Here is a 26353-nt window from a genome sequence, read left to right as displayed (position 1 = left end):
GGAGTCCCGATGTTCCGCAAGATCCTGGTCGCCAACCGTGGCGAGATCGCGATCCGCGCGTTCCGCGCCGCCGTCGAGCTCGGTGCGCAGACGGTGGCCGTCTACCCCTTCGAGGACCGAGGTTCGATGCATCGGCAGAAGGCCGACCAGGCCTTCGAGATCGGTACCCGCGGTCAGCCGGTGGCCGCGTACCTCGACGTCCACGAGATCGTCCGCGTCGCTGCCGATGCCGGTGCCGAGGCGATCTACCCGGGCTACGGCTTCCTGTCGGAGAACCCCGCGCTGCCCCGCGCCGTGGCCGCCGCCGGGCTCACATTCGTCGGACCCTCGGCCGAGGTCCTCGAGCGCACCGGCCACAAGGTGCTCGCCAAGGAGCAGGCAGTCGGTGCGGGGCTACCGGTGCTGCGCTCCACTCCCGCCTCCGCCGACCTCGACGAGCTGCTCTCGGCGGCTGATGACCTCACCTTCCCGGTCTTCGCTAAGGCCGTCGCCGGCGGCGGTGGACGCGGGATGCGACGGATCGAGAACGTCGACGAGCTGCGCGAGGCGCTGGACGCGGCCATGCGTGAGGCCGGTGCCGCGTTCGGCGACCCCACCATGTTCCTCGAGGAGGCCGTCCAACGGCCCCGGCACATCGAGGTGCAGGTCCTCGCCGACGCCTACGGTGACGTCGTCCACCTCTTCACCCGAGACTGTTCCGTCCAGCGCCGTCACCAGAAGGTCATCGAGGTCGCGCCGGCACCGAACCTGCCCGACGACGTGCGCGAACGGCTGCACGCAGACGCCGTCGCCTTCGCCCGTGCCGTCGGTTACGTCAATGCCGGGACGGTCGAATTCCTCGTCGAGACCGAAGGGTCGCGCGCCGGCAAGCACTTCTTCATCGAGATGAACCCGCGGATCCAGGTCGAGCACACAGTCACCGAGGAGGTCACCGGTGTCGACCTGGTCCAGGCGCAGCTGCGGGTCGCTGCGGGGGAGTCTCTCGCCGAGATCGGCCTGCGGCAGGAGACGATCCGCCTGCATGGCGCTGCCCTGCAGTGCCGGATCACCACGGAGGACCCCGCCGCGGACTTCCGCCCCGACACCGGCCGGATCACGACCTACCGCTCCCCGGGCGGGGCGGGCATCCGCATCGACGGCGGCACGGTGCACACCGGAACCCAGGTGAGCCCGTACTTCGACTCGATGCTCACCAAGCTCACCTGCCGCGCGCCCGACCTTCACCAGGCCGTGGGCCGGGCGCGGCGGGCGCTCGCGGAGTTTCGCATCCGCGGTGTCGCGACGAACATCCCCTTCCTCCAGGCGGTGCTCGACACCCCCGACATACTCGCCGGGGACGTGAGCACCCGGTTCATCGAGGAACGCCCCGACCTCCTGACCTCCCACAAGCCGCAGGACCGGGCCACCCGCCTACTCACCTGGTTGGCCGAGGTCACCGTCAACAAGCCCCACGGTCCCCGTCCCCGGGTCGTGGACCCCACGGCCAAGCTGCCGACCACCGACCTTCGCGCCGAGCCTCGCGCCGGCTCCCGGCAGCTGCTCACGGAGCTCGGCCCCGCCGGCTTCGCCCGCGCGCTGCGCGAGCAGCCGGGGCTCGCCGTCACCGACACCACCTTCCGTGACGCGCACCAGTCCCTCCTCGCCACCCGCGTCCGCAGCAAGGACTTGGCCGCCGTCGCACCGCACGTGTCCCGGCTCACTCCCCAGCTGCTGTCGGTCGAGGCGTGGGGCGGGGCGACCTACGACGTCGCGCTGCGCTTCCTCGGCGAGGACCCGTGGGACCGGCTGGCCGTGCTCCGCGAGGCGATGCCGAACCTCGCCCTGCAGATGCTCCTGCGCGGCCGCAACACGGTCGGCTACACCCCGTACCCGACGGTCGTCACCGAGGCTTTCGTCGCCGAGGCCGCCGCCACCGGCATCGACATCTTCCGGATCTTCGACGCCCTCAACGACGTGTCCCAGATGCGACCGGCGATCGACGCCGTGCTCGCCACCGGTACCACTGTCGCGGAGGTCGCCCTGTGCTACACCGGCGACCTCACCAACCCTGCCGAGGACCTCTACACCCTCGACTACTACCTGCGTCTCGCCGAGCAGATCGTCGACGCCGGCGCCCACGTCCTGGCCGTCAAGGACATGGCCGGCCTGCTCCGCCCGGCGGCCGCAACGACGCTCGTCACCGCTCTGCGAGAGCGCTTCGACCTGCCCCTCCACGTTCACACCCACGACACCGCCGGCGGCCAGCTCGCCACCTTGCTCGCTGCGGCGAACGCCGGGGCCGACGCCGTCGACGCCGCCTCCGCAGCCCTGGCTGGGACGACGAGCCAGCCAGCCATGTCTGCGCTCGTCGCTGCGCTCGCCCATACCGAACGCGACACGGGGCTGTCGCTCCACGCAGTCGCGGACCTCGAGCCCTATTGGGAAGCGGTCCGCCAGGTCTACCGCCCTTTCGAGAGCGGCCTTCCCGCCCCCACCGGGCGGGTGTACGCCCACGAGATTCCTGGCGGTCAGCTGTCCAACCTGCGCCAGCAGGCGATCGCCCTGGGCCTGGCCGACGAGTTCGAGCGGATCGAGGAGATGTACGCCGCCGCCGACGCCATCCTCGGCCGCATCCCCAAGGTCACGCCGTCGTCCAAGGTCGTTGGCGACCTCGCCCTCCAGCTCGCCGCCCGGAAGGTCGACGCCGCCGACTTCGCCGCGGACCCTGGCGCCTACGAGGTGCCCGACTCGGTCATCCGGTTCATGGCGGGCGAGCTGGGTGAGCTGCCCGGTGGCTGGCCGGAGCCTTTCCGCACGAAGGTGCTCGCCGGCCGCGAGCCCGACCTGTCCGAACAGCCTCTCGAGCCAGACGACGCCGCCGCGCTCGCCGAACCGGGCCGGCCGCGCCGTGACGCCCTCAACCGACTCCTCTTCCCCGGCCCGGCAAAAGACTTCGCCCAGGCGCGGGAACGCTACGGCGACGTCTCGGTCATCGACACGCTCGACTACCTCTACGGGCTGCAGTCGGGCACCGAGCATGTGGTCGAGATGGACCGTGGCGTCCAGCTGCACATCGGGCTGGAGGCCGTGGGTGAGCCGGACGAGAAGGGCATGCGGACGGTCATGACGACTCTGCATGGCCACCTTCGCCCCGTCTACGTCCGCGACCGCTCCGTCGAGGCCGTCGTCGACACGCGGGAGAAGGCCGACCCCGAGGTGCCCGGTCACGTCGCCGCGCCGTACTCCGGTGCCGTGACGGTCCGGGTCGCCGCCGGCGACCGGGTGGAGAAGGGCCAACAGGTCGCCACGATAGAGGCGATGAAGATGGAGGCCGCGATCACAGCGCCAGTTGCCGGCACCGTGGGCCGGGTCGTCCTGGTTCCCGGGCAGGACGCCGAGGGCGGTGACCTTCTCTGCGTCATCGAGGCCGTTCCGGCCACCACAAGTCCGGCCCAGGCGAGCGTTGCTCTGTAGTTGGTGGGGAGGACATGAAGATCCGAGCAGCGTCCAGTAGGCGCGACACGACGGACCGTCGGAGTGTCCACGTCATGCTCGCGCTGTCGTTGTGCGGCACGGTGGTCTCGCTCCAGCAGACCCTCGTTCTCCCCATGCTGCCGGACTTCCCGGCACTCCTCGGCACCACCGCTGAGAACGCCTCGTGGCTGGTAACGGCGACCCTGCTCAGCGGAGCCCTGGCGACTGCATCCATCTCGCGGCTCGCCGACATGTTCGGCAAGAAGCGGATGCTTGTCATCACGCTCGGCATCACGGTCCTCGGGTCGCTGCTTGGGTCGGTCAGCGGCACCCTGGCCTGGACCCTCGTCGCCCGCGTGCTCCAGGGTGTGGGGATGGCGTTGGTGCCGGTCGGCATCGCGATCATGCGTGATGAGCTACCGCGTCACCGGGTACCGCTCGGCGTCGCTCTCATGAGTGCCACGCTGGCGATCGGTGCGGGCGTCGGGCTGCCCGTGTCGGGGCTGATCGCTGAGTACCTGGATTGGCACGCGATCTTCTGGCTCACCGGAGCAGTGGGGGCGGTGATGCTCGTCGTAGCGCTTCGCGTGCTCTCAGAGTCGCCGGTGCGCACCGGCGGGTCCTTCGACTACGGCGGCGCCATCGTGCTCTCGGCTGCACTGACGGCTGGGCTGCTCGCGCTCTCGAAGGGCGGGCAGTGGGGATGGTCCTCGCCGCTCACGCTGCTCCTCGGCGGGACGGGTGTCCTGCTGCTCGTCGTGTTCGTCCCGCTGGAAACCCGCGTCCGCAACCCGTTGATCGATGTCCGGGTTACGGCCCGTCCCGCCGTGCTGTTCGTCAACGTGGCGGCGGTGCTCGCCGGGTTCGCGATGTTCACCAACATGCTCATCACCACCCAGCTGCTCCAGCTGCCCACGAGCTCCGGCACCGGACTCGGACTCGGACTCGACATGTTGCGGACAGGGCTGTGGATGGCGCCGACGGCACTGGCGTTCGGAGCGATGGCGCCGGTCTCGGCAGCCGTGACTCGGCGCTGGGGTGCGCAGACCACTCTCCTGGTCGGTGCACTCGTGATGGCTTTCTCCTATGTCGCACGCGTATTCCTCAGCACGGACCTGTGGCAGGTCGTCACGGGCTCGGTCGTGGTCAGTGCCGGCACTGCTCTGGTCTACGCGGCGATGCCGACCCTTGTCATGCGGGCGGTGCCAGTGACAGAGACTGCCTCGGCGAACGGACTCAACACGCTCTTGCGGTCGGTGGGTACGTCGGCGGCCAGCGCGGCCGTCGCGGCCGTCACCGCTATGGGGGTCGTGCGGGTCGGAGACCAGGTGTTCCCCAGCGCACACTCGTTGATGCTGGTCTTCTGGGCGTCGTCGGCGGCTGCGCTGGTCGTCGCGATGCTGGCGCTGCCCATGTTCGGGATGCGCGACTACGCCGAGCACTCCCGGGAGTCGGTCGGTCACCTGGGGGACGTCCTGGTCCACGGACGGGTCATGAGCGCGGGGGGCGCCCCGGTCGGTCATGCCGTCGTCACGTTCCTCACCCCGACTGGGCAGCAGGTGGACTGGGGCACTGTCGACCCGGATGGTGAGTTCACGGTCGCCGTGCCGCGCCTCGGCCGTTACGTCATGGTGGCTGCGGCCGACGGCTGGCACCCGCAGTCACGGACGGTGGAGGTTTCGGGGGATGGCGACACCGGTTCGACAGTGCTCGTCGATCTCCTCACCCTGTCGGGGACAGCCCACGACGCTGCCGGCTCGGTGGCCGGAGCCGTGGTCGTGCTGACCAGGCAGGGTGGCGACGTCGTCGACCGCGCATGGACGGACGCCTCCGGCCGCTACGAGTTCCTGCTTCCCGTCAACGGTCAGTACGTGCTCACGGCGCTCCTTCCGAACGGGGCGACGTCAGCGCGTGCGGTCACCGTCTGGAGTGGCGCTCTCACCATCGATCTCGTGGTGGAGGAACGTGGGGCCGAGTCCTCGGACGAGGAGGCACGACAGGAGGTTGTCCGGTGACAGACCCCGGGACGGGCGCTCGACGTCGAACGGCCGGGGACCGCGGTTCGGCGGGAATGCCCGCCTGCGAACTGTCACCATGGCGTCTCACCCATGCGAGTCGGCGCTGGTTGTACCAGTCGACCCAGCCGGCGGTGGCGACTCGACGTCGGCGAGCGTCTTGAACGGCCCGGGGTGGAAGATCGTGGTGCGGATGCACTGGGTCTTGTACAGCCCGTTGATCGTCTCCATCAGGGCGTTGTCGTAGGCGTCGCCGACCGACCCGATCGAGGGCTGGATGCCCTCGAGCTCGAGGTGCTCGGTGAACCGGATCGAGGTGTTGCTTCCACCGGTTGAATCCGCCCTGCGACCCGGCGTCGGAGTGGTGGATCAGCCCGCGGCCCTGGACGGGGTGGCCCTCGTGGTCGCGCTGCCAGATCGCCATCCGCAGCGGGGTCATCCGCTTGCCGTCCTTGCCCGGCACGGTGGTCCGGGCGGCCTTGCCGCGCCGCACGCCCTCCACGCCAGGGCCCGCATGGCGCGGTCCACCGCCCAAGCCGAGGCATCCGGCACGGTGGTGCGGCGGATCAGGGCCGTCATTTTCCGCCGGCCGTAGAGCCCTTCGGGGGTCATCACCCGCACCGCGGCGGCGTTGATGGTCCACGCGGCGTCGCGGACCGCGTCCAGGACGACCGCGTCGGTGAGCGTGCGGGCCGCGACTATTCGCTGCGGGGCCGTCCAGGACCGGTAGGCGCGTGCGGCGATCTGCAGGCCCTGCTCGCGCAGGACCCGGCAGATCGACTCGACCGCGTGTCCCTGGGCGCGCTGTTCGTCGACGAACGCCAGGATCATCGTTGCGGGGGTCGAGCCCCCCGCGAAGAAAGACGTCGCGGCCTTCAAGATCGCCACGTCCTCACGCAGCCGCCAGTTCTCGGCCTTCAGCCGCTTGATCTCCTCGTTCTCCTCCGTGGTCACCCCGGGGCGTTCGCCCGCGTCGACCTCGGCCTGCGCGACCCAGCGTCGCAGGCTCTCCTTCCCGACCCCGACCTGCTTCGACACCGCCAGTACCGCGGCCGTCATCGTGGGGTACTCCGCTCGGTGTTCCATCACCAGACGCACCGCCCGAGCCTTCACCTCGGGATCGATCATCTTCGGCATGCTGCCATCCTCCTGGACTCAAACAGGAGCGGCATCAAACCTGGGGCGCTTCAGTGACCTGCACGGACGTATCAGGGCGAACAGGTGCGGATGGGGCGCCTTCAGCTGGGGGTCAAGGGGTCGCACGCTTAAATCTGTCAGCCCGACAGATTTGTGAGTGAGCCGCAGGTCAGGGCCTCGTCCGGGACAATCGGGCGAGACTCGCACCCAGTGGGCGTTGTTGCAGCCAAGAGGTCACCTGCTAGCCCGGCCTGGCTCCGGTTCCGGCGGGAGATGGATAGGGCCGCCGCCGACGTGTGATCGCGCCCCTACAACGATGGTCTCGGGAGGCGGCCGGGTCGCTCTGCGGTCACGGCATCCTCCTCGAGCAGCGCCCGTCGGGCGACCACGCGGCCGCCGTGCAGCACCAGCCGGTCAGCCGGGACCCGGGCGAGGGCCTCGCCGGCGTCGTGGGCGCCCACCACGACGAGATCGGCGGGGCTGCCTGGCGTGATGTCTCCTCCGCAGGCCCGACGGTCGGTCGCCGCACCGACCACCCGAGCTGCCGAGGTCGTGACGAGCGCGAGGGCCTCCGAGCGGTCGACGTCCGCGACCGTCGCGAGCAGGCGGGCCACGTCGAGGGGGTCGGCCGGTCCGTAAGGGTTGAAGGCGTCACGCAGGTTGTCGGTCCCCGCGGCCACGGCGACGCCGGCGTCGAGGAGGGCGCGCACCGCTGTCAGACCCCGCCGGGGGCCGGTGGGCACCTCGCGCTCCTGCAGCCACAAATTCGTCCGCGGCAGGGTGACGACGCCGATGCCGGCCTCGGCGAGCTGCGCCGCGATCTCCTCCTGGCGGTGAGGCTCGGCGCTGCCGAGGGAGACGGCGTGCGAGGCGGTGACGGCACCCGGGAAGCCGCGAACCGCCGTGAGCAGGCCGGGGAGGTTCTGGACCGCCGGGTTGGTCGTCTCGTCCAGGTGTACGTCCAGCCCGACCCCGCGGTCCGCGGCGAGGCCGACGAGGAACTCCAGCGCCCCGCGGGGGTCCGGATCCAGCCAGGGTGCGCCGCCGAGCAGGTCAGCCCCGGCATCGAGGGCCGCCGCGGCGGCGGCGCGCGCGGGGGCGCCCGCAGCCCCGGTGAGGGGGACGCCGGTGAGGGCGACCACCTGCACTGCGACGACGTCCCGCAGCGTGTCACGAATGCCCGCCAGCGCCCCGACGGCGCGGGTCCCGATCGCCGGGCCGGCGTCGGCGTGCGTGCGCAGCGTGCCGACGCCGTGCCGGACGTACTCGCCGGCCGCCCGCACCGCGCGGGCACTGATCTCCTCGACCGTGCGCTCGGGGTAGTGCTCGATCCAGGCTCGCACGGCCGCCATCAGTCCGGGGCCCGTCCCGGGAAGGGTGAGCAGCGCCTTGTCGAGATGCGCGTGGGGCTCGACCAAGGCCGGCAGCAGCAGGCGCCCGGCGAGGTCCACCGACATCGCCGCGGCAGCTGGCTGGGCGGCGCCAGCCTCGGAGCGGAGGTTGCCGGTCGGTCCCGTGGGCCCGGTGTCACGCGTGGGCGCGACGCGGACGATCACGCCGTCGTCGAGGGTGATGTCGACGAGCCGGCCGTCACCGAGCCGGGCGCGGTGGAGCAGGCCGACCCGCGCCCCCAGCGCCGGTTGGTGCCAGAGGTCATCGCTCACGTGCCGACCCCAGCAGCTCGGGGACGACCTGTTCGGCGAACAACGCGAGGCCGGCGACGGGGTCCGGGCCGAGCACGTGCCACCCGAGGATCCCGCGGATCCCCGCATCCACCCATGCCTGGAGCCGCTCGCCCACCTCGTCGGGCTCGCCGGTCGCGGCGAAGACGTCGATGAGGTCGTCGGTGACCGCGGCGGCGCCGGCGTCGGGGCCGTCGGACGCCACGACGGCGCGGACCGCCTCAACCTGGTCCGGGTCGGCGCCCGAGTGCTCGACGACGACGGCCTCGACTCGCCACAGGTAGTACGCGACCACCCGGCGCACCGCGTCGCGCGCCCTGCGGCGGTCGTGGTCGACACTGATGAGCACGGGGGAGACGATGTCCACGCCGCCGGGGTCGCGGCCCGCGGCGCGCGCGCCGGCGCTGATCTCCCCCCACGCCCATCGGGCATATCCGGGGCTCGTGATGGCGCCGTACTCCACACCGTCGGTCAGCGCCCGGACAGGGCGAGCATCTTGCGGTTGATGGCACCGGCGTAGACGGGGAGGTCGCGGCGTACGGGCTCGAAGTCCAGCACCCCGTCGGCGCGGGAGGGGTAGACGACGCCGTCGGTCCCCGAGAGCCGGGACCGGGAACTCGGCGGGGGCATCGGTAGCCGCCCACAGCTGCGCAGTGATCGCGGCGACGGCGAAGCCCCGCTCCGCCACCTCGATGGCATCGACCAGGCACTCGCCGAGGCTGAGTCGACCGTAGCGTTCGTTGAGCTCCGCCCATCCGGCCACCGCGCCCGGGACGGTGACCGACCGCGGCCCGCGCACGGCGGGGCTGTCGTCATCGATCCGGGCGGGCGCCGGCCCGGCGGCGTCGAGGGCCTCGACGTGGCCGTCGCGACACAGACGAGCGCAACATGATCCACCGGTTGCTCGGCTCGCCGCTGCAACTGCGGGTCGAAGCCGAGGCCACCGCGCGCGTCGGCGCCGAGAAGCACCAGCGCACCGACGCACGCTCTGGGGTGGCTTCTTCGCCTCGTGGCGGAGCTTCTGTCACCGCTTCCGGGTGACTCCTGGCATCGCCATTCAGTAGCTGATGACGTGTGGGGCGCCGAGGTGCTTGAGTCCCTCGACGCCGAACTCGAGCCCGTAGCCGGACTGCTTGACACCGCCGAAGGGGACGCGCGGGTCGACGGCGCCGTGCTTGTTGATCCAGACGGTGCCGGCCTGGATGCGGGCGGCGACCTTCCGGGCCTTGGCGACGTCCGTGGACCACACCGAGGCGCCCAGACCCACCTCGAGGGCGTTTGCCATCTCGACCGCCTCGTCGATGGTGGTGTACCTGACGATCGGCAGGGCGGGACCGAACTGCTCCTGGGTCACGAGCGGGTTGTCGTTGTCGATGTCGGCGACCAGGGTGGTCGGGTAGAAGTAGCCGGGCTGGCTCTCCGCCGGGTTTCCGCCGAGGACGATGCGGGCGCCGGCGTCCTTCGCGGCCTGGACGAGGTTGGCGACGATGTCGAACTGGGCCCGGTTCTGCAGGGGGCCCAGCACGTTGTTCTCGTCCAGACCCACGCCCATGGGCATGGCCTGCGCAACCTCGGTCAGCGCCTGGACGACGTCGTCGTAGAGATCTTCGTGGACAAAGAGCCGCTTCAGGGCGGCGCAGGTCTGGCCGGTGTTGATGAACGCGCCTCAGCGACCTGTCGGCCACCGAGACGATCGACGCGGACTTCGCACGGTCCCTGGTCGATCTGGTGGCGGGCGAGCCACATCTCCAGCTCTTCCAGTACGAGTTCGTCCTCGAGTCACGCCGTCGGCCCGAGCTCCGCGAGGAGGCGGTCAACCTCTACGAGGGATACATCGCCGCGCTCGAGGACGCTCTCGGCAGGCGCGGACACGTCCATGCCCGGCCGCTCGCCCGTGCCGTGTTCGCCGCCCTCGACGGGCTCGTGCTGCAGCAACTCACCGTGGCGGATGCCGGGGAGGTGCGCGAGGCCGTCGAGCAGGTTGGAGAGCTCCTCGCCAGCTCTCTCCGCCGCGTGCAGGCAGGCACCCAGCGCGGCGGGTAGGCGGCTGCACGAGGACCGTGCCCGGACCTGTCCTCATTTTGCTCAGCCACAGCCGCCTGTGGCACCGTACCCAGGCGCCTCGTACCTCCCGAAGGGATCCTCCATGCCTACCCCTGCCCAGCTCGCCGCCTTCGACGACGCCCTCGCGGCCGCCCGGGCGGCGCGCATCGCCGCCACCGTCGAGAAGGGCGCCGAGCCGGACCGGACCCTGGCGGAGGGGAACCGGCGTGCACAGAGGGCGCTGGCCGAGCTCGTGGTCGCGACCCCGGGCTGGTCGGAGCGTCGCTACGCCGACATCCCGCCGGTGGACCACACCGCCACGCGCGAGCGGCTCGCCGCGGAGAAGGCCTCCGCCCGGAAGCTCCTCAGCCCGTCGGCCTGAACCGACCCCCGCCCGCCGCCCAGTGCAGGTTGGCCGTGCGGGCGGCGTCGTGCTCTGCGGGGCATGGTCGTGATGGTCCGGCGCTGCGTCAGCCGCCCGCGATGCGTAGCCGGGTTCAAGACCGACGGGGCCGACACACGATCGGCCTCGATGCACCCGCAGGCGAAATCAGCTCGGCGGCGGCAATGTGGTGCGGCCGGCGACACGCGACCAGCCACGGGTGTGGACGGGGCAGCGCTGTGGTGCGTGGGCTCGAGCTTGTGAGCGTCCACCGGCCGCGACGCGGGTGAGCCAGCGGAGCCGACGCCGCAGGATGAACAGCGCGAGGATCGCGAGGACCCCAACGTCGGGCCAGCGTGGCGCCGGCCAGTTGTCCTCCGCGGGCGGGTACCCGCCGATGTACAAGCCGGCGTCGCGCTCGAAGTGGTTGCGGGAGGAAGGGAACAGGGCCCCGTCGATGACGTACGCGGCCGGGAACGCGAACGGGCCGGCGAGGAGGCAGCCCACGGCCCACTGGTCCACGTGCCGCCACTCGTGGAGGGCGACCTCCTCCTCGTTCAGCCGGGTCTGGGTGAAGTTCGGGCCGTAGCGGAAGTACGCGCGCTCGTTGGCGATGCCGTACCCGTTGACGTTCAACGGGCCCACGGGGTCCCTGGGAGGCATCCACGCCACGAACACGTCGCCGAGGGTGGTACCGCCGCCGCTGGTGCGTGGCGGGAGCCAGAACATGACCAGCAGCGCCGGACCCGCGCACGACTCCATGCCAAGAGCGCGCCCGGCCACTACGCCGAGGCCGCTGACGGGTGCGACCAGCACGTCGCGGGTGACGCGCCACGCGGTCGGTGGCGAGATCGGGAGGCGGGGCTCCGGCTGGATCTGTCCGTTGCGGGTGACGTGGCTGTGGCAGACGAGCTGCGAGGACAGTGCCTCCTGGGCGCGGACGCCGGCTCCCGCGACCAGGAGGACCGCGAGTGCGAAGACCACGACGGTGCCCACCCGCTGGTGGGACGCGCACGTCGCGCACGCCGCGGCCCGGCGCAACCGGCGAGCACGAAGCGGCGGGACGGACCAGACGAGCCCGGCGATGCCGAAGCAGATGGTGCACGCCAGGGCACGCGCGAGGAGTCCCGTGCGGTCGACCGCGCGCCGGACTCGTCCTGCCATGTCTGCACACATCGCGTCCCGGCAAAGTCACACCTGGTCAGCGGGCCACTGGTGCGAGCTTGCCAACGATCCAGTCCTTGAGTTCCGAATCGTACGCGCGATCGTGGGGCCGGCCGCGGTGTACAGGGTGGGGGGCCGCGCACACGCACGACGGCCGCGAGCCCGGCAGCGGCCGGGCTCGCGGCGAGACGCCCGGTCCAGCTACTGGAGGAGCTTGCCGCCGTCGACGACGACCATGGACCCCGTCATGTACGTGGACAGGTCGGTGGCGAGGAAGAGCACCGCCTTCGCGATGTCGTCAGGCTCGCCCCAGCGCCCCATCGGGACGCCTGAGCCCGCCGCGCGGATCTCGTCGGTGTTGGAGCCGGCCATCGCGGCGACCCCCGGGGTGGAGATGCCACCCGGCGCGACCCCGTTCACCGCGATGTCGTACTCCGCCAGCTCGAGCGCGACCGTCTTGGTGTACCCCCATACGGCGTGCTTCGAGGCGTCGTAGGCTGCGAGACCCGCGCCCGAGGGGTGGAGCGAGTCGATGGAGCAGACGTTGACGATGCGGCCCGGCCGCCGCTCCGCCTTGAGGTGCGCCGCGACGAGCTGGGTGAACATGTGCACGCCGCGGACGTTCGTGGCGTACACCCGGTCCAGGAGCTCTACGTCCAGCTCCTCGAGCGACGCGAACGGGAAGATGCCTGCGTTGTTGACAAGGATGTCGATGCCCTCGAAGCGCTCGACCGTGGCCTCGATGACGGCACGGACCTGGCTCGAGTCGGAGACGTCGCACGCCTGGGCGACGGCGGAGCCCGGCCGGCCGCCGTCGAGCTCGGACGCGAGCCTGGAGGCCGTCTCCGCGTCGAGGTCGGCGATCATGACGTTGGCGCCGGCCTCGTGAAGCCGCCGGGTGATTGCCTCGCCGATGCCCTTGGCGCCGCCGGTGACCACGGCGGTCTTGCCCTCGATCGACAGCAGTTCCCTCAGGGTGGGGAGCGTCTCCAGCTGGGTGCTCATCGTCGAACCCTCTCTCGCGGTGTCGGTGTGTGCCACCAGTCAACGCGTCGCGGGAGGCGGGAAGCTGAGCCGGTAGTCCTGGTCGGCGCGTGATGCGAGTCACAACGCCCCGCCAGATCCAAGCCGCCCGGCCAACGGACGCTCTGGGCGAGCTGCTCAGACCACCGCGCGCAACGACCCCGCTCCTGCCAGCGAGCTCATGGGGGCGGTCTTGCTTCGCTGGGCGGCGACCTCCACCCGAAGGGCGCCGCCCTGCGAGTCCAGAAGACGCCTGTCCGGGCAGCGGCAAGGCGGGCTCGACGACACAGTCGGCCGGCGCTCCCACGGTCGCCCGCAACGCGCTCTAGAGCGGTCGTGCCGAGCTGGGCGAGCACCCTAAGGTGACGGCGCCGAGCTGGGCGAGCACCCTTAGGTGACGGCGCCGAGCTGCCAGGGGACGAACTCGTCCTGGCCGAGATCAAGCTCCTCGCTGACGCTCTTCCGGCCCGAGGCGACGGCCACGATCGCCTCGAAGATCTCCTCGCCGACCTCCTCGACCGTGGCGGTGCCGTCGACGATCCGTCCACAGTTGAGGTCCATGTCCTCGTGCATGCGCTCGTACATCTCGGTGTTGGTCGCGAGCTTGATGGTCGGCGCGGGTTTGGACCCGAGCACGGACCCGCGCCCCGTGGTGAAGCACACGACGGTCGCGCCGCCGGCGACCAGGCCGGTGACCGAGACGGGGTCGTACCCGGGGGTGTCCATGAAGCCGAAGCCGGGCGTGGCGATCGGTTCGGCGTACTCGTAGACCGCGCGGAGCTCGGCGGTGCCGCCCTTGGCGACGGCGCCCAGGGACTTCTCCAGGATGGTGGTCAGGCCGCCCGCCTTGTTGCCGGGGGAGGGGTTGTTGTCCAGCGTGCCCCCGCCCGCGGCGGCGTAGTCCTTCCACCAGTCGATGCGCTCGAGGAGCTTGTGGCCCACCTCGGGCCGGACCGCCCGGCGGGTGAGCAGGTGCTCGGCGCCGTAGACCTCCGGGGTCTCGGCCAGCACGGAGGTGCCGCCCGCGCCGACGAGGAGGTCGGAGGCATAGCCCAGGGCCGGGTTGGCGGTGATGCCGGAGTAGCCGTCCGAGCCGCCGCAGTTCAGGCCTAGCACCAGGTGGGAGACGTCGGCGGGCGCGCGGCGGGCCTGGTCCACCACCTCGAGCATGGCGTGGATCTTCTCCACCGCGGCGCGCACGGTCGCGCGGATGCCTCCGGAGTCCTGGATGGTCATGGTCTCCACCACCATGCCCTCGGGGAGGCCGAGATTTTCCACCAAGGCGGTGACGGGGATCATCTCGCAGCCCAGCCCCAGGACGAGCAGGCCGCCGAAGTTGGGGTGGCGGGCGTACCCGCGCAGCGTGCGCAGCAGCACCTGACCGCCTTCGGAGGCCGGCACGAGGCCGCACCCGGAGTCGTGGGTCAACGCCATCACGCCGTCCACATTTGGGTAGGCGTCCAGGGCACGAGGCCCACGGAACTGGTCGGCGATCATCCGGGCCGAGGAGGCCGAGCAGTTCACCGAGGTGATGACCCCGATGAAGTTGCGCGTGCCCACCCGCCCGTCACCGCGGTGGTAGCCCTCGAACGTGCGCCCGGCCATGATCGGCGGCACGTGGACCCGGTGGGTGCCGAACTCGTGCGCGCGCTCGGTCTCGTCCATGCCCAGGTTGTGCGTGTGGACGTGCTCGCCGAGCGCGATCGCGGCGGTGGCGCGGCCGATCGACTGCCCGTACTTGCGCACCTGGGCGCCTGTCGCGACCGTGCGCACCGCGATCTTGTGACCGCGCGGGACCGTCGTGGCCACCTCGGTCGCGCCACCTCCGGGCAGGCTCAGTCGCCGGCCGGCCGCGAGGTCACGCGTGGCGATCGCAACGTCGTCGTCCGGTCGCAGCAACACCATGTCGGGCACGAAACCAGTCATGCGCACACCCTAAACGGTCGCCCAGCTGTCACGGCGACCCTCGCGCGACCTCCACCGTGCGCGAGAACGGGCAGGGTGGCCGCCCAGGTGCCCTTCGAGCACATTCGCGTACTGCCCGGCGTTGCCAATAAGCGGCCGACGCGGGGCGAGGTTGAGGCGACGCGCACGATGTGCGTCGGGTGCGATCAGAGCGGCGGCGTAGCCCACGTGACGGTTCTGCGGATTCTCCAACGCTCAGACCGCGTCTGGGAGTACAGCGTCAGTGAGGTCGCCGGCCCCGCCATGGCGACCGCCCGGACGCCGTAGCCGTGGCCCGTACAGCCGAGCCCGGACGGCGGCGACCTCGAGTGCACTGCTGCCGAGCATGCGCTCGCACGGTGTCGTTGCGGGATGAGGCGACGTTCCGGGCGCCCGACGATGCGGATGGCGCCTCCTGATGCGGAAGGCAGCCGGGGCGCAGGTCGGGGCCGGCGAGATCCTTGAGGATCGCGCCCGCCCGTCGCGTAACCGGGCGGGCCGCTGCCCGGCGCCGGAAGGGCAACCGGCCTTACGCGTCGGCCAGGGCGCCGCGCGGGAGGAGGGAGAGCACCATGTAGTTCTTGTCCGTGGCGTCGGGCCGGCGCCATCGACGGCGCCCCCGCCGCCCAGTGGCTCCGCGCCTTCCAGACGGTGATCGAGAACCCTCTGGCGATCCTGACCTGACGGGGCGCGCGTGGGCAGGCGGCGAGCGGCGACCAGGGGCTCGGGATGACGGGCAGAATCCCGGGCCGTCAGACCGCCGGATACCCGTCGCGGCGCAGCACCCGGGCGAGGTGGGCGGCGTTGCCGGCTAGGGTGGCCGTCGCAGAGGCGGTTTCCTTCGGGGTCTCCTCGAGATCCTTGTAGTCGACCGTGTGCATCGCTTCGCCGTTCCAGTAGGTGACGCCGTTCGCCGGGATGGTAAAGCCGACGTCGTTGAGGCACTGGAAGGCCACCGCGGAGATGTGGTGGGCGCCGTCCTCGTTGCCGACGACCACCACGACCGCCACCTTGCCGAACGTCAGGAGCCGGCCCTCGTCGTCGGTCTCGGACAGCTCCGCATCGAGGCGCTCGAAGACCCGCTGCGCGACGCTCGAGTGCTGTCCCATCCACGTGGGGGTGGCGAGCACGAGAATGTCGGACTCCACGATCCGCTGACGGATGGCCGGCCACTCGTCGCCCTCACCCATGTCGAGCTCGACGCCAGGACGCACGTCGTGGTCGACGACCCGCACCTGCGAGCCGGAGACGCCGTGCTCGGCGAGGGCGTCGAGGACCTGCTGGCCCAGCACCTCGGTGCTCGAGTCGGCGGGGGAGGGATGGAGCGTGCAGTTGAGCATGAGCGCGGACAGCGAGCCGGATCCATTTGCGGTCATGCCGGCACGGTATGCCGGCGTGCGGCACCGCGCACTGCCGGTCGCATGGCCGGGCCCCGCCCGTCCCTCGACAGGGGCGCCGACCACACGGTGCGCGACGCCGGTGAGATCGTTCCACCACCCTGACCTGGACCTACGTGGACAGCGGCGGAGCAGCTCAGTCCTCGATGCGCTCCACGTCGTCCGCCACCGCCGGGACGGGCGGCGTGGCCGCGACCGCCGGGGTCAGGACCGAGGCGTAGTCGTGCTCGCTGGAGTAGCTGAGGAACGACAGGTGGGCCTCGTACCGGTCGAGGACGTCGTTGATGACCTGCTGCTGGGTCAGGCCCATGAGGTCGTAGCCCTCGGTGCCGGTCTGGGTGAAGACCTCCACCTTGTAGTAGACGTCGTCGCCCTTCGACATGGGCCGGCCGCCGATGCGCGGCACCGGCGCCTCGACCGCGGCGGCCTGGTAGTGGAAGTCGCGGTCCTCGTTCATGTTGACGACCAGCGTGTGCTCGTCGATGCCGGTCTCGGCGTTCGGGGTGGTGGACAGCGTGGTCTCGTTGCCGAGCTCGCGGAACTCGGCGGCGACGGCGGTGAGCGCCGGGTGCACGGTCCGGTCCATGAACTGGGAGACGGACTTCTTCGACGGGTAGGACCGCAGCTGCGCCAGGCGCTGCTTCCACGTCTTCTCCGGCACCTGGCCGCCGTGGGCGGCGGCCGAGCGGCGCCGGATGACCTGGCCCTCGCGCTCGGCCCGCTCCATGCGGAGCACCTTGGAGAACGAGGCCATGACGAGGTAGGCGATGATCGTCACCGGGAAGGCGAAGATCAGCGTCGCATACTCCATGGTGGTGACGCCGCCGGCGATGAGCATGGCGATCGTCAGCAGGGCGGTGAGCACGGCCCAGAAGATGCGCAGCCACTTCGCGCCGTCCTGGGCGGGATCGGGGATCGTGGAGGAGAAGTTCGCCATCACCATCGCGCCGGAGTTGGCGCTTGTGAGGTAGAAGAGCATGCCGGACAGCGTCGCCAGGCCGATCAGGAACGCCGCACCGGGGAACATCTCGAGGAGGGCGTACCAACCCTGCTCGGGCTGGTCGATGGCGAGCTGGGCGAACTCGGTGTTGCCGTCCATGACGACCGACAGGGCGGAGTTGCCGAAGATGGAGACGATGATGAAGTCGCACAGCACGGGGGCGGTGATGGCGGCGATGACGAACTCACGCAGGGTGCGGCCGCGGGAGATGCGGGCCAGGAACAGGCCGACGAACGGGCCCCAGGCCAGCCAGAACGCCCAGAAGAACAGCGTCCAGCCGCCCATCCAGTCGGCGCCGCCGGGCTCGTAGGCGAAGGTCTCGAGGGTGCGCTCCGGCAGGGTGCCGATGAACCGGCCGATGTTGGTGACCAGGGCGTTGAGCAGGAACGCGGTCTGGCCGGTGACCAGGATGTAGAGCATCATCGCGGCCGCGATCCAGATGTTCAGCTCGGAGACCAGGCGGATGCCCTTGTCGACGCCCGAGAGGCAGCCGGCGACCGTCATGACGACGGCGACCAGGACCAGGGCGATCTGCAGGGCCAGGCCCTCGGGCAGGCCGAACAGCCAGGAGAAGCCGACGTTCAGGAGGACGACGCCGATGCCCATGGAGGTCGCGACCCCGAAGACGGTGCCGATGAGCGCGAAGATGTCGATGGCGTCGCCGGCGGCGCCGCGCACGCGCTTGCCGAGCAGCGGGTACAGGGCCGCGCGGATCGACAGCGGCATGCCCCACCGGTAGGCGAAGTACCCCATCGCCATGCCCAGCAGGGAGTACATCGACCAGCCGGAGATGCCGTAGTGGAACATCGTCCACACGACGGCGTCCTGGGCGGCCTGGGCCGACTGCGGGTCGCCCGTCGGGGGCATCATGTACTGCGCGATCGGGCCGGTCACGGAGTAGAACAGCATGTCGATGCCGACGCCGGCGCCGAACAGCATGGCCACCCAGGTGAACAACTTGTACTGGGGGCGGGAGTGGTCGGGGCCGAGGCGCACCCGGCCCTCCTTCGAGAAGGCGACCCAGAGCACGAAGAGGATCACCAGCACGACGGTCACGACGTAGAACCAGCCGAGGTTCGTCGCGACGCGGGAGGTGAGGTCACGCATCACGTCCGCGGCCTGCGTGGGGGCGAGCAGCGCCCACAGCGAGAAGGCGACGATCACGGCGGCCGAGATGATGAAGACCCGCCAGTTGACGCGCGCGCCGCGGTCCTCCGCGAGCTCGGTGGGGCCCTTGCTGAGCTCGGCGCTGGAGATCGGTGCCCGGTTCTCGTGATCGATCCGGGGCTTCCGTCGCTCCGTGGCGCCGAACCGGCCGCGGTCGATCTTCGCCTCGGACGCTTCGGTGTTCGGTGTCACTTCGTGGCCAGATGTCGCCACTCGTTTCTCCTTCGCTCGGGACGTGATCCGCGGGGCGCGTCCGGGCGCGCGCCGCAGTCATGCAAGGACCGAAGCGATGAGGGGAACGAGTCCGGCGGTGCAGTCACCCAGCCGTGCCACCGCCGTGGGAACACTAGCTCGCTGTCCACCATACGGGCAGAGCACGAGGTGTCGAACGGTTTGTCGCCTATGTCATAAGTGACGCCCGGGTCGTGTGACACGACTGCCGCACGGACGACGGGCAACGGATGGTCGTCGCCACGGTGCGCTTCACGCTCGGCGGGGTCAGCTGAGGCCGACCCCGGTGAACCGGACGAGCTCGTCGAGCAGCTCGTCCTGGAAGCGTGGGTCGTGGACCGACGGGTGCGGCTGGCGGCGACGCTGGTGGTGCCAGTAGCCGCCGCTGGTGCGCGCGTCGTCGTCGTCGCTGGTGGCCAGCCATTCCTGGGTGAGGTGCCCCAGCCGCAGGTCGTCCGGCGCGCCCGGGCCGCCCATCCGGGTGGGGACCCATCCGGGATCCACGGCGTTGCTCAGCGTGCCGGGCCACCGGGCCGCGACCGCGGCCATCAGGGTCGTGACGAACAGCTTGCTGTCCGAGTACGAACCGGTGGCGCGCCGACCACTCCAGTCCAGGGCGTCGACCCGGGCGCGGCCGCCCTGGTGCATGCCGCTGCTGACGTAGATCAGCCGTCCCGGTCGGTCCATGAGCGCGGTCAGCAGGTACGGGGCGACGACGTTGACGGGCAGTACGGGTGGGCCGGCGTACACCCCCGCGTTGTGGATGACGGCGTCCAGCGGGCCGAGCCGGTTCGCCTGCTCGGCCAGGGCGCGGACCTCGTCGGCGTCGGCCAGGTCGCCGACGACCGCCGTCGCGCCGCGCTCCGTCAGGTCACGCACCGCGGCGAGCCTCCCGGTGCTGCGCGCGTGCGCCACCACCTCGTGTCCCGCCCGGAGCAACGTGTCCGCGGTCGCCTTCCCCAGGCCGTCCGCGGAGCCGGTGACGAAGATCCTCAACCCCACTCACCTCCCGGCCCCATGATGACCCCGGTCCGGCGGACCGGCGGTCGGGTCCAACCAGGGCGCCCGGTGAGCTACTCGGGCTGTCGGCCTCGCCCGCCGCGGTGGCCGAACCTCGACCGAGCCAGCTCCTCGACCGCGTGAGGAAGACGCGTCTCGAAGTCGTGGATCGCGACCCACGTCGGAGTGATGTCGATGCGCGCCATCTGGTCGTAGAGCGCACGCACACCGGCCTCCCAGCTCGGGAACTCGTCGGCGGGCGTCAGCTTCCTGGCGCCGGCGACGTACTCCGGGAAGACGCCGTCGACGACGGTCACGCTCGCCGTGCCGCGGATCAGCAGGACGTTCGGCGGCCAGGCCGGAGGGCTGGTGTCGATGGTCAGCGCCACGGCCGGATTGGCCTCGAGCGCGCCCACCTTCGCCGACCCCGGGACCGTGCCGACCACGATCGTCGTGCCGTTCCAGTCGAACCCGACGGGGACCACGCGCGGCGAACCGTCCCGCGCCACATAGGCCAGTCGGGCCGGGTTCGCCGAGCTCAGCAGTCGCTGCGCGACCGGGTCCTGCATGAGGGCGGCGACGTCGTCCGGCGTCACGGGACCACCTCCTCGGGTATGCCATGCACCGGAGCCCAGACTGCCACCGTCCGCCCCCGGATGGGCCACGACGCCGGTGAGTCGCAGGATTCATCGGCCCCCGGCGGGCAGACATCACCGAGCTCGCCGTGCCGTGCACCGGAGGCAGGCGGTATGCTGAGGCTTGCACTGACCCCCAGCCGAGCCGCTCGCGACGACGACTCGTGCGCCGAGGTCGGTGATCGGCCCTCGTACGAGGGGTCGGGCGTCCCATGGTGGTCGGGCCGTTCGGGTCCGACGCGTCGATCCGCAGATCCGCGAGGCCGGCTCACGTCGCGGCGGTCCATCTCGGCCGCCTCGATCGACGTCCATCGTCCCGACCGCGGGGCTGTGTGCGGGTGTCCCCGCCATGGTGACCGGTCGGAAACGCTAGAGGAGGACTTTGTGGCTCGAGGAGCCCAGCGCCAGTCGGGCGCGCGCCGTACCGCCCCACGCAGTCAGCGACGGGCCCGGCACCACGACGAGGACGGCATCATGCCGGTGCTCGCCCGGGTCGTGCGCGAGGTCGAGGCAGCCGTGCAGCGCGGTCGCGTCATGCCCTCGGTCCGGACGAAGTTCCAGGTCGTCGCCTTGCTGGTGCGTGAGGAGGTTGCCCGGCTGAGGGCGGACACCACCCTCGGCGAACCCCGGCGCGCCGAGCAGCTCAAGCGCCTCGACGGCATCGCCGTCATCCTCGCGAAGACCGCGGCCCGAGACACGTCCCTGCTGGCGCTCCTCGACGACGACGCCGTCGTCTCGGACAGCGCCAGGTCACTGCGGCGCGAGCTGCTGCATGACGCCGGCGTCGAGGTGGGACCCGACGAGGTCGCGCCGGCCGAGCCGCCCGAAGCGTCCGCACAGGCTCCCCGCCGGGTCGTGCCGCAGTCGGTGGTGTCGCGGCAGCTTGCCAACCCCTTCCTCGCTCCGGACTTCTCCTCCGTCGCGAAGCGCCGCGCCCAGCCGCGCCGCCTGGCCGGCTGGGAGCTGCTCGGGCCCCTGTTCCGCTCGTTCGAGCTCGGGGGGGCCTCGTCCTGCATGGACCTGCCCGCGCCGTCCTCGATCCGCCTGCCGAGCGACCTCCAGCTGATGCCGCACCAGGCCGGCGTGGTTGCTGCCGCCGCGGCGGGGCACCGGACCTTCCTGCTCGCCGACGAGCCGGGCCTGGGCAAGACGGCGCAGGCGCTGCTCTCCGCGGAGGCGGCGAACGCCTACCCGCTGCTCGTCGTCGTGCCGAACGTCGTCAAGACCAACTGGGCGCGCGAGGCCGGTCTGTGGACGCCGAACCGTCGCGCGACGGTTGTCCACGGCGACGGCGACACCGTCGACGGCTTCGCCGACATCATCATCGTCAACTACGAGGTGCTCGACCGGCACGTGGGTTGGCTCGGCGACCTCGGGTTCCGCGGCATGGTGGTGGACGAGGCGCACTACATCAAGAACAAGAAGTCGCAGCGCTCCCAGCACGTGCTGCAGATCTCCGAGCGCATCCGCGCGCGCACGGGCAGCGCGTTGCTGATGGCCCTGACCGGCACCCCGCTGATCAACGACATCGAGGACTTCCACGCCATCTGGCAGTTCCTGGGCTGGATCGACGACAAGAAGCCGCTCGGCGAGCTGATGGAGGCCCTCGAGGAGACCGGCCTGACTCCCGCCGACCACGCCTTCTACGCCGCGGCGCGCACCTGCGTGATCGACCGCGGGATCGTGCGTCGCCGCAAGGTCGACGTCGCCGCCGACATCCCGGCCCGGCGCGTCGCCGATCTGCCCGTCGAGCTCGACGACGAGGCCGGGCGGTCCATCCGCGCGGCCGAGCAGGCGCTCGCCCGTCGCCTCGTGGCGCGCTACGAGAGGGCGCTCGAGGCGCGCCACGGCCACGCCGTCGTCGAGGGCATCGACCACGACCTCGTGCTCCAGGTCGCCAGGGGAGAGCGGGCCGACAAGGCCGCCGCGACGTCCGGCGAGAACGTGTTCGCCATGATGCGACGGATCGGCCAGGCGAAGGCAGGCCTCGCGGCCGACTACGCCGCGCAGCTCGTGCGCAGCGTCGGCAAGGTCGTCTTCTTCGCCAAGCACGTCGACGTCATGGACGCCGCCGAGGAGACGTTCGCCCGGCGCGGGATCCGGTTCGCGTCGATCCGCGGCGACCAGACCGCGTCCACGCGGCAGAAGAACATCGACGCGTTCACGAACGACCCCGGCGTCGCCGTCGCGGTGTGCTCGCTGAGCGCCGCGGGGGTGGGGCTCAACCTGCAGGTCGCCTCGAACATGGTGCTCGCGGAGCTCTCGTGGACCGACGCGGAACAGACCCAGGCCATCGACCGCATCCACCGCATCGGTCAGGCGGAGCCCGTCACGGCGTGGCGGATCATCGCCGCGCAGACCCTCGACGCGCGGATCGCGGAGCTCATCGACAGTAAGGCCGGGCTCGCCGCCAGGGCGCTCGACGGGTCGGACGAGGAGTTGTCCTCCTCGACGGACGTGCAGCTGGACGCGCTCGCCGCGCTCCTCACGGACGCGCTGTCGGAGCGGGTCCCCGCCTAGGACCGATCTGCGAGATGTCGCTGACGGGTGCCACCAGCTAGGCGCCGTCGCCGTCAGGTCAGCCCGGTCGAGTCCCGGATGACGAGCTGGGGCGCGAAGATGCTCTTGCGCGGTGGGTACGCCCCGTCCTCGGGGTGCGTGTCCAGGAGCCGGATCGCCTCCTGTGCCATCACGTCCAGGGGCTGGCGGACCGAGGTCAGGCGCGGGACGGTCAGGAGTCCGAGGCCGGAGTCGTCGTAGCTGACGACCTTGACCTGGACGGGCACCTCGACACCGGCGCCGCGCAGGGCGGTGAGCACGGAGACGGCGATGACGTCCGCCCCGCAGACGATGGCGTCGGGCAGGGGCCCGGCCTCCAGCAGGTGACGCGCGGCCTCGGCGCCCCAGCCGGCACTGAACTCACCGAGATACACCGGGGCGTCTGTGCCGCCGTCGCCCCGCGTGAGCTCCTCGAACGCCCGCAGGCGCTGCGCGGCGGTCGACGTGGTCGGCCGTGCGCCGATGTAGGCGATGGTGCGGCACCCGCGGTCCCGGAGATGGTCGATGCACTGGTGGACCCCGTCGTAGTCGTCCGCGCCCACGAAGTCCGTCCTCGCCCCCTCCGCGATCCGGTCGAGCTGGACGACACGGCTCTGGGCCGCCGCGGCCCGGAGGGCCGGCGCCGACTCCTCGGCCGAGACCGGGATGACGACCAGTCCGTCCACCATGCGGTTGAGGAGCAGCGAGACCCGGGCGGCCTCCGTCGCGACGCTGTCCCGGGAGTCGCAGAGGATCAGCGACCGGCCGGAGCCGGAGAGAACGCCCTCGACTGCCTCGACGGCGCCGACGAAGTAGGGGTTGCCGATGGACGGCACGACCATGCCGACGGTGTCGGTGCGGCGCGTGCGCAGCGCCCGGGCAAAGACGTTGGCGCTGTAGCCCAGCCGGGTGCTGGCCTCGGTCACGCGCCGGGCCATCTCGGGGTTGACCGACGGGTACCCGGACAGCACCCGCGAGGCCGTGGCGGGGGAGACGCCGGCGGCGGCGGCGACGTCCCGCACGGTGACCTTGTTGCCCATGGGAGCGACGTGTCTCCTCGGTGAGAAATGGATTTCCGGTCTGGCCCTGTCCTCATCGTCGAGGCATGCGTGGATGTGACGGGTCTCACCATACGCCGTCACGGGCTCCGCGGACGCCCGTCCATCGATAACCGCGCACAGTCCCGGGAACATGGCGACATGTCACCGTTAAGTCTCGATCTGCCGTCAGTCGCACGAATGGTTGACACCGGACCGGCCCGCCCCTTTAATCAGGCGCAACGCGAGAGAACGATCTCTCACCCGTCGGTGTGGACAGGGGTTGGCGATGGAGCCCGGTGGTGTGGACGTGGCCGTGGTCGGCAGCGTGAACGTGGACCTCGTCGCGACGGTCCGGTCCCTTCCCTTGCCCGGGGAGACGGTCTCGGCGGTCGGGTTCGGCGAGTTCCCCGGCGGCAAGGGCAGCAACCAGGCGATCGCGGCGGCGCGGCTGGGCCGGACCGTCGCGTTCGTCGGCCTCACCGGGACCGACCCGGAAGGGCGCTCGGTCCGGGCCTCCCTGCTGGGAGAGGGCGTCGACGTGCGCCAGGTCGGCACCGACGACACGGCACCGACCGGCCGCGCCATCGTCCTCGTCGACGAGGCGGCGGAGAACTCCATCGTCGTGGTCCCCGGCGCGAACGGTCGCCTCGCACCCGCGCACATCGAGGGCGCCGGCGAGGTGGTGCGTCGCGCCAAGGTGGTCGTCGCCCAGCTGGAGATCCCGGTGGAGGCGGTCCTCGCGGCCGCGGTGCGGACCACGGGTGTCTTCGTGCTCAACGCGGCCCCGGCGCGCGCGCTGCCCCCCGAGCTCCTGGAACGCGTCGACGTCCTCGTCGTCAACGAGGTCGAGTACGAGGCGGTGACAGGGCGGCCGCTCCTCGTGGGCGCGACCGGTGCCCCCGAGGTCCCCGCACACCTCTCGCTCCCGTGCTCGCTCGTCGTCACGCTCGGCGGGCGGGGGGCGATCGTGCTCCACGAGTCGGTCCTCACCCGTGTCTCGGCACCCGCGGTCAGCGTCATCGACACCACGGGTGCCGGCGACACCTTCATCGGTGCGCTCGCCGATGCGCTGAGCCGCGGCGAGGACCTCCCGGCCGCGACCCACTGGGCCGTGCACGCGGCGTCCATCTCGGTCGGGGCGCTCGGCGCCACGACCGGTATGCCGGGACGGGCCGAGGTCCTGGCAGCGATCCACCGGTCCGGTGGCAAGGGGGTGCCCACGACACCCGACCTCGACCCGCCGCGACCCGGGCGCGGCTAGCGGCCCGGCGGCCTGCGCGAGCGATCGGCCCACCACGCCCGCAGCGTCCTGTTCACAGCATTCCCACCCCCGTACACCAGTGCAAAGGAGCACCACCATGAAGCAGCGACTGATCGGCGGACTGGCCGCCGTCGCGACGGCCCTCACCCTCACCGCGTGTGGCGGCGGCGCGGCCGAGCCCGAGGAGAGCGCCGGGACCGGCGCCGAAGGGGGCGCCCCCTCGGTCGCGAACGTCATCAACGGGCCGCTCGGCGACCAGGGCTTCTTCGACGACGCGGCCCGCGGCATGGCCGAGATGGAGAAGGCCGGCAGCAAGATCCAGAACATCCAGGCGGACGCGAACAACCCGGCGCAGTGGAAGGCCAACCTCGAGTCGGTGTCCACGGGGGACTGGGACTACGTGATCACCGGGACCTCGCAGATGGTCGACATCCTCGACGAGGCGGCCCAGAAGTACCCGGACCAGAGCTACATCCTCTACGACTCCGTGGTCGAGCAGCCCAACGTCGCCTCCATCACCTACGCGCAGAACGAGGGGTCCTTCCTCGCCGGCGTGCTCGCCGCGCAGGTGACCACCAACCCCGACAAGTTCGAGCACGCGACGGGCAGCAAGAAGGTCGGGCTCGTCGGCGGCATGGACATCCCGGTGATCAACGACTTCGTCGAGGGCTTCAAGGCCGGTGTCGAGGCCGTCGACCCCAGCGTCGAGGTGCTCGTCTCCTACGTCGGGGACTTCGTCGACTCCAACAAGGGCTTCGACCAGGCCAAGGTCATGTACGACCAGGGCGCGGACGTCGTCTTCCAGGTCGCGGGCGGAGCCGGGATCGGCGTCCTCAAGGCCGCCGAGGACACGCAGCACTACGCGATCGGTGTCGACTCGAACCAGAACGGGCTGCACGAGGGCTACATCCTGGCCTCGATGCTCAAGAACATCGGCGCGTCCCTGAAGTCCGCGGTGGACGCCGCGGCGGCGGGCGAGCTGAAGTTCGGGGAGACGACGCCCTACGGCCTCGCCAACGACGGCGTCGGCCTGGTCTTCGACGACAACGGCGGCATCGTCCCGGACGACATCCAGGCCGAGGTCGACGCCTACGCCAAGAAGGTCGTCGACGGCGAGATCACGGTCCCGACCGCCCTCTGACACCCCCCACGCGGATCCCGTCCGCCGGCCCTGCGCGGGCCGGTGGACGGGCCGCCGGGCGGCACCCCCAAGGCCGCCGACCCCGGGCACGAGCGAAGAGA

General features: G+C 71.3%; 18 protein-coding genes and 3 pseudogenes. 7 read left to right on the top strand and 14 right to left on the bottom strand.

What is annotated here, in order from left to right; genetic code table 11:
• The first annotated feature begins 9 nt into the window (after positions 1-9).
• Both EJK16_RS09945 and EJK16_RS09940 read left to right on the top strand, forming a co-directional pair.
• Complete coding sequence (locus EJK16_RS09945) at positions 10-3453, top strand: pyruvate carboxylase (protein WP_127128833.1); 3444 nt, start codon at positions 10-12, stop codon at positions 3451-3453.
• Positions 3454-3527: 74 nt separating this feature from the next.
• Entirely contained in the window at positions 3528-5468 is a 1941-nt protein-coding gene (locus EJK16_RS09940; protein WP_205739695.1) for an MFS transporter, read from the top strand.
• A 97-nt stretch (positions 5469-5565) separates the two neighbouring features.
• Here EJK16_RS09940 and EJK16_RS09930 read toward each other — a convergent pair.
• From EJK16_RS09930 to EJK16_RS09915, 6 genes and pseudogenes are all read right to left on the bottom strand, one after another.
• A pseudogene (locus EJK16_RS09930) lies at positions 5566-6605 on the bottom strand (integrase core domain-containing protein); the annotation flags it as partial.
• A 308-nt stretch (positions 6606-6913) separates the two neighbouring features.
• Positions 6914-8269, bottom strand: a complete 1356-nt coding sequence (locus EJK16_RS09925; RefSeq protein WP_164737270.1) for an amidohydrolase family protein — start codon at positions 8267-8269, stop codon at positions 6914-6916.
• The gene (locus EJK16_RS20210) at positions 8259-8750 is read right to left on the bottom strand and encodes an LLM class flavin-dependent oxidoreductase (RefSeq protein WP_240645945.1); all 492 of its coding nucleotides are present in this window, start codon (positions 8748-8750) and stop codon (positions 8259-8261) included. Before EJK16_RS20210 ends, EJK16_RS09925 begins: the two co-directional genes overlap by 11 nt.
• 8 nt (positions 8751-8758) lie before the next feature.
• Positions 8759-8917 carry a hypothetical protein gene (locus EJK16_RS20205; RefSeq protein WP_240645967.1) on the bottom strand — a complete coding sequence of 53 codons (159 nt, stop codon included), beginning with the start codon at positions 8915-8917 and terminating at the stop codon, positions 8759-8761.
• A gap of 13 nt (positions 8918-8930) precedes the next feature.
• Positions 8931-9272: pseudogene (locus EJK16_RS20200) on the bottom strand (gamma-glutamyltransferase); the annotation flags it as partial.
• Between the two features lie 72 nt (positions 9273-9344).
• Positions 9345-9953, bottom strand: a pseudogene (locus tag EJK16_RS09915) (aldehyde dehydrogenase family protein); the annotation flags it as partial.
• Between the two features lie 8 nt (positions 9954-9961).
• Here EJK16_RS09915 and EJK16_RS09910 point away from each other — a divergent pair.
• Positions 9962-10330, top strand: coding sequence for a TetR family transcriptional regulator C-terminal domain-containing protein (locus EJK16_RS09910; protein ID WP_127128823.1), 369 nt, complete (start codon positions 9962-9964; stop codon positions 10328-10330).
• A gap of 103 nt (positions 10331-10433) precedes the next feature.
• Positions 10434-10712, top strand: a complete 279-nt coding sequence (locus EJK16_RS09905; RefSeq protein WP_127128821.1) for a hypothetical protein — start codon at positions 10434-10436, stop codon at positions 10710-10712.
• 168 nt (positions 10713-10880) lie between these two features.
• Here EJK16_RS09905 and EJK16_RS09900 read toward each other — a convergent pair whose 3' ends face one another.
• The 7 genes from EJK16_RS09900 to EJK16_RS09870 form a co-directional block, all read right to left on the bottom strand.
• A complete protein-coding gene (locus tag EJK16_RS09900) occupies positions 10881-11876 on the bottom strand; it encodes a hypothetical protein (protein WP_127128819.1) in 996 nt (331 codons plus the stop codon).
• Positions 11877-12077: 201 nt separating this feature from the next.
• Positions 12078-12881 (bottom strand): SDR family NAD(P)-dependent oxidoreductase, encoded by an 804-nt coding sequence (locus tag EJK16_RS09895; protein ID WP_127128817.1) that lies wholly within the window; start codon positions 12879-12881, stop codon positions 12078-12080.
• 408 nt (positions 12882-13289) lie between these two features.
• Positions 13290-14825 carry a UxaA family hydrolase gene (locus EJK16_RS09890; protein ID WP_127128815.1) on the bottom strand — a complete coding sequence of 512 codons (1536 nt, stop codon included), beginning with the start codon at positions 14823-14825 and terminating at the stop codon, positions 13290-13292.
• 770 nt (positions 14826-15595) lie between these two features.
• Complete coding sequence (locus EJK16_RS09885; protein WP_127128813.1) at positions 15596-16219, bottom strand: flavodoxin family protein; 624 nt, start codon at positions 16217-16219, stop codon at positions 15596-15598.
• A gap of 157 nt (positions 16220-16376) precedes the next feature.
• Entirely contained in the window at positions 16377-18620 is a 2244-nt protein-coding gene (betT, locus tag EJK16_RS09880; protein ID WP_127128811.1) for a choline BCCT transporter BetT, read from the bottom strand.
• Positions 18621-18905: 285 nt separating this feature from the next.
• A complete protein-coding gene (locus EJK16_RS09875; RefSeq protein WP_127128809.1) occupies positions 18906-19634 on the bottom strand; it encodes an SDR family NAD(P)-dependent oxidoreductase in 729 nt (242 codons plus the stop codon).
• Positions 19635-19711: 77 nt separating this feature from the next.
• On the bottom strand, positions 19712-20233 hold the full coding sequence (locus EJK16_RS09870) for a pyridoxamine 5'-phosphate oxidase family protein (protein WP_127128807.1): 522 nt from the start codon (positions 20231-20233) through the stop codon (positions 19712-19714).
• Positions 20234-20656: 423 nt separating this feature from the next.
• On the opposite strand from EJK16_RS09870, the gene EJK16_RS09865 reads away from it, so the two are divergent.
• Positions 20657-22792: a DEAD/DEAH box helicase gene (locus EJK16_RS09865; RefSeq protein ID WP_127128805.1), complete on the top strand. Its 2136-nt coding sequence runs from the start codon at positions 20657-20659 to the stop codon at positions 22790-22792.
• A 53-nt stretch (positions 22793-22845) separates the two neighbouring features.
• On the opposite strand, the gene EJK16_RS09860 is transcribed toward EJK16_RS09865, so the two are convergent.
• Positions 22846-23850: a LacI family DNA-binding transcriptional regulator gene (locus tag EJK16_RS09860; protein WP_164737268.1), complete on the bottom strand. Its 1005-nt coding sequence runs from the start codon at positions 23848-23850 to the stop codon at positions 22846-22848.
• Positions 23851-24136: 286 nt separating this feature from the next.
• Here EJK16_RS09860 and EJK16_RS09855 point away from each other — a divergent pair, with 286 nt between their 5' ends.
• Both EJK16_RS09855 and EJK16_RS09850 read left to right on the top strand, forming a co-directional pair.
• On the top strand, positions 24137-25111 hold the full coding sequence (locus tag EJK16_RS09855; RefSeq protein WP_127128801.1) for a ribokinase: 975 nt from the start codon (positions 24137-24139) through the stop codon (positions 25109-25111).
• A 97-nt stretch (positions 25112-25208) separates the two neighbouring features.
• On the top strand, positions 25209-26252 hold the full coding sequence (locus tag EJK16_RS09850; protein WP_127128799.1) for a BMP family protein: 1044 nt from the start codon (positions 25209-25211) through the stop codon (positions 26250-26252).
• The last annotated feature ends 101 nt before the right edge of the window (positions 26253-26353 follow it).

The sequence above is a fragment of the Georgenia sp. SYP-B2076 genome, from assembly GCF_003991205.1.
Lineage (GTDB): Bacteria > Actinomycetota > Actinomycetes > Actinomycetales > Actinomycetaceae > Georgenia.
The sequence above is the reverse complement of the archived record's forward strand: the minus strand, read 5'-3'. Positions and strand labels throughout refer to the sequence as shown.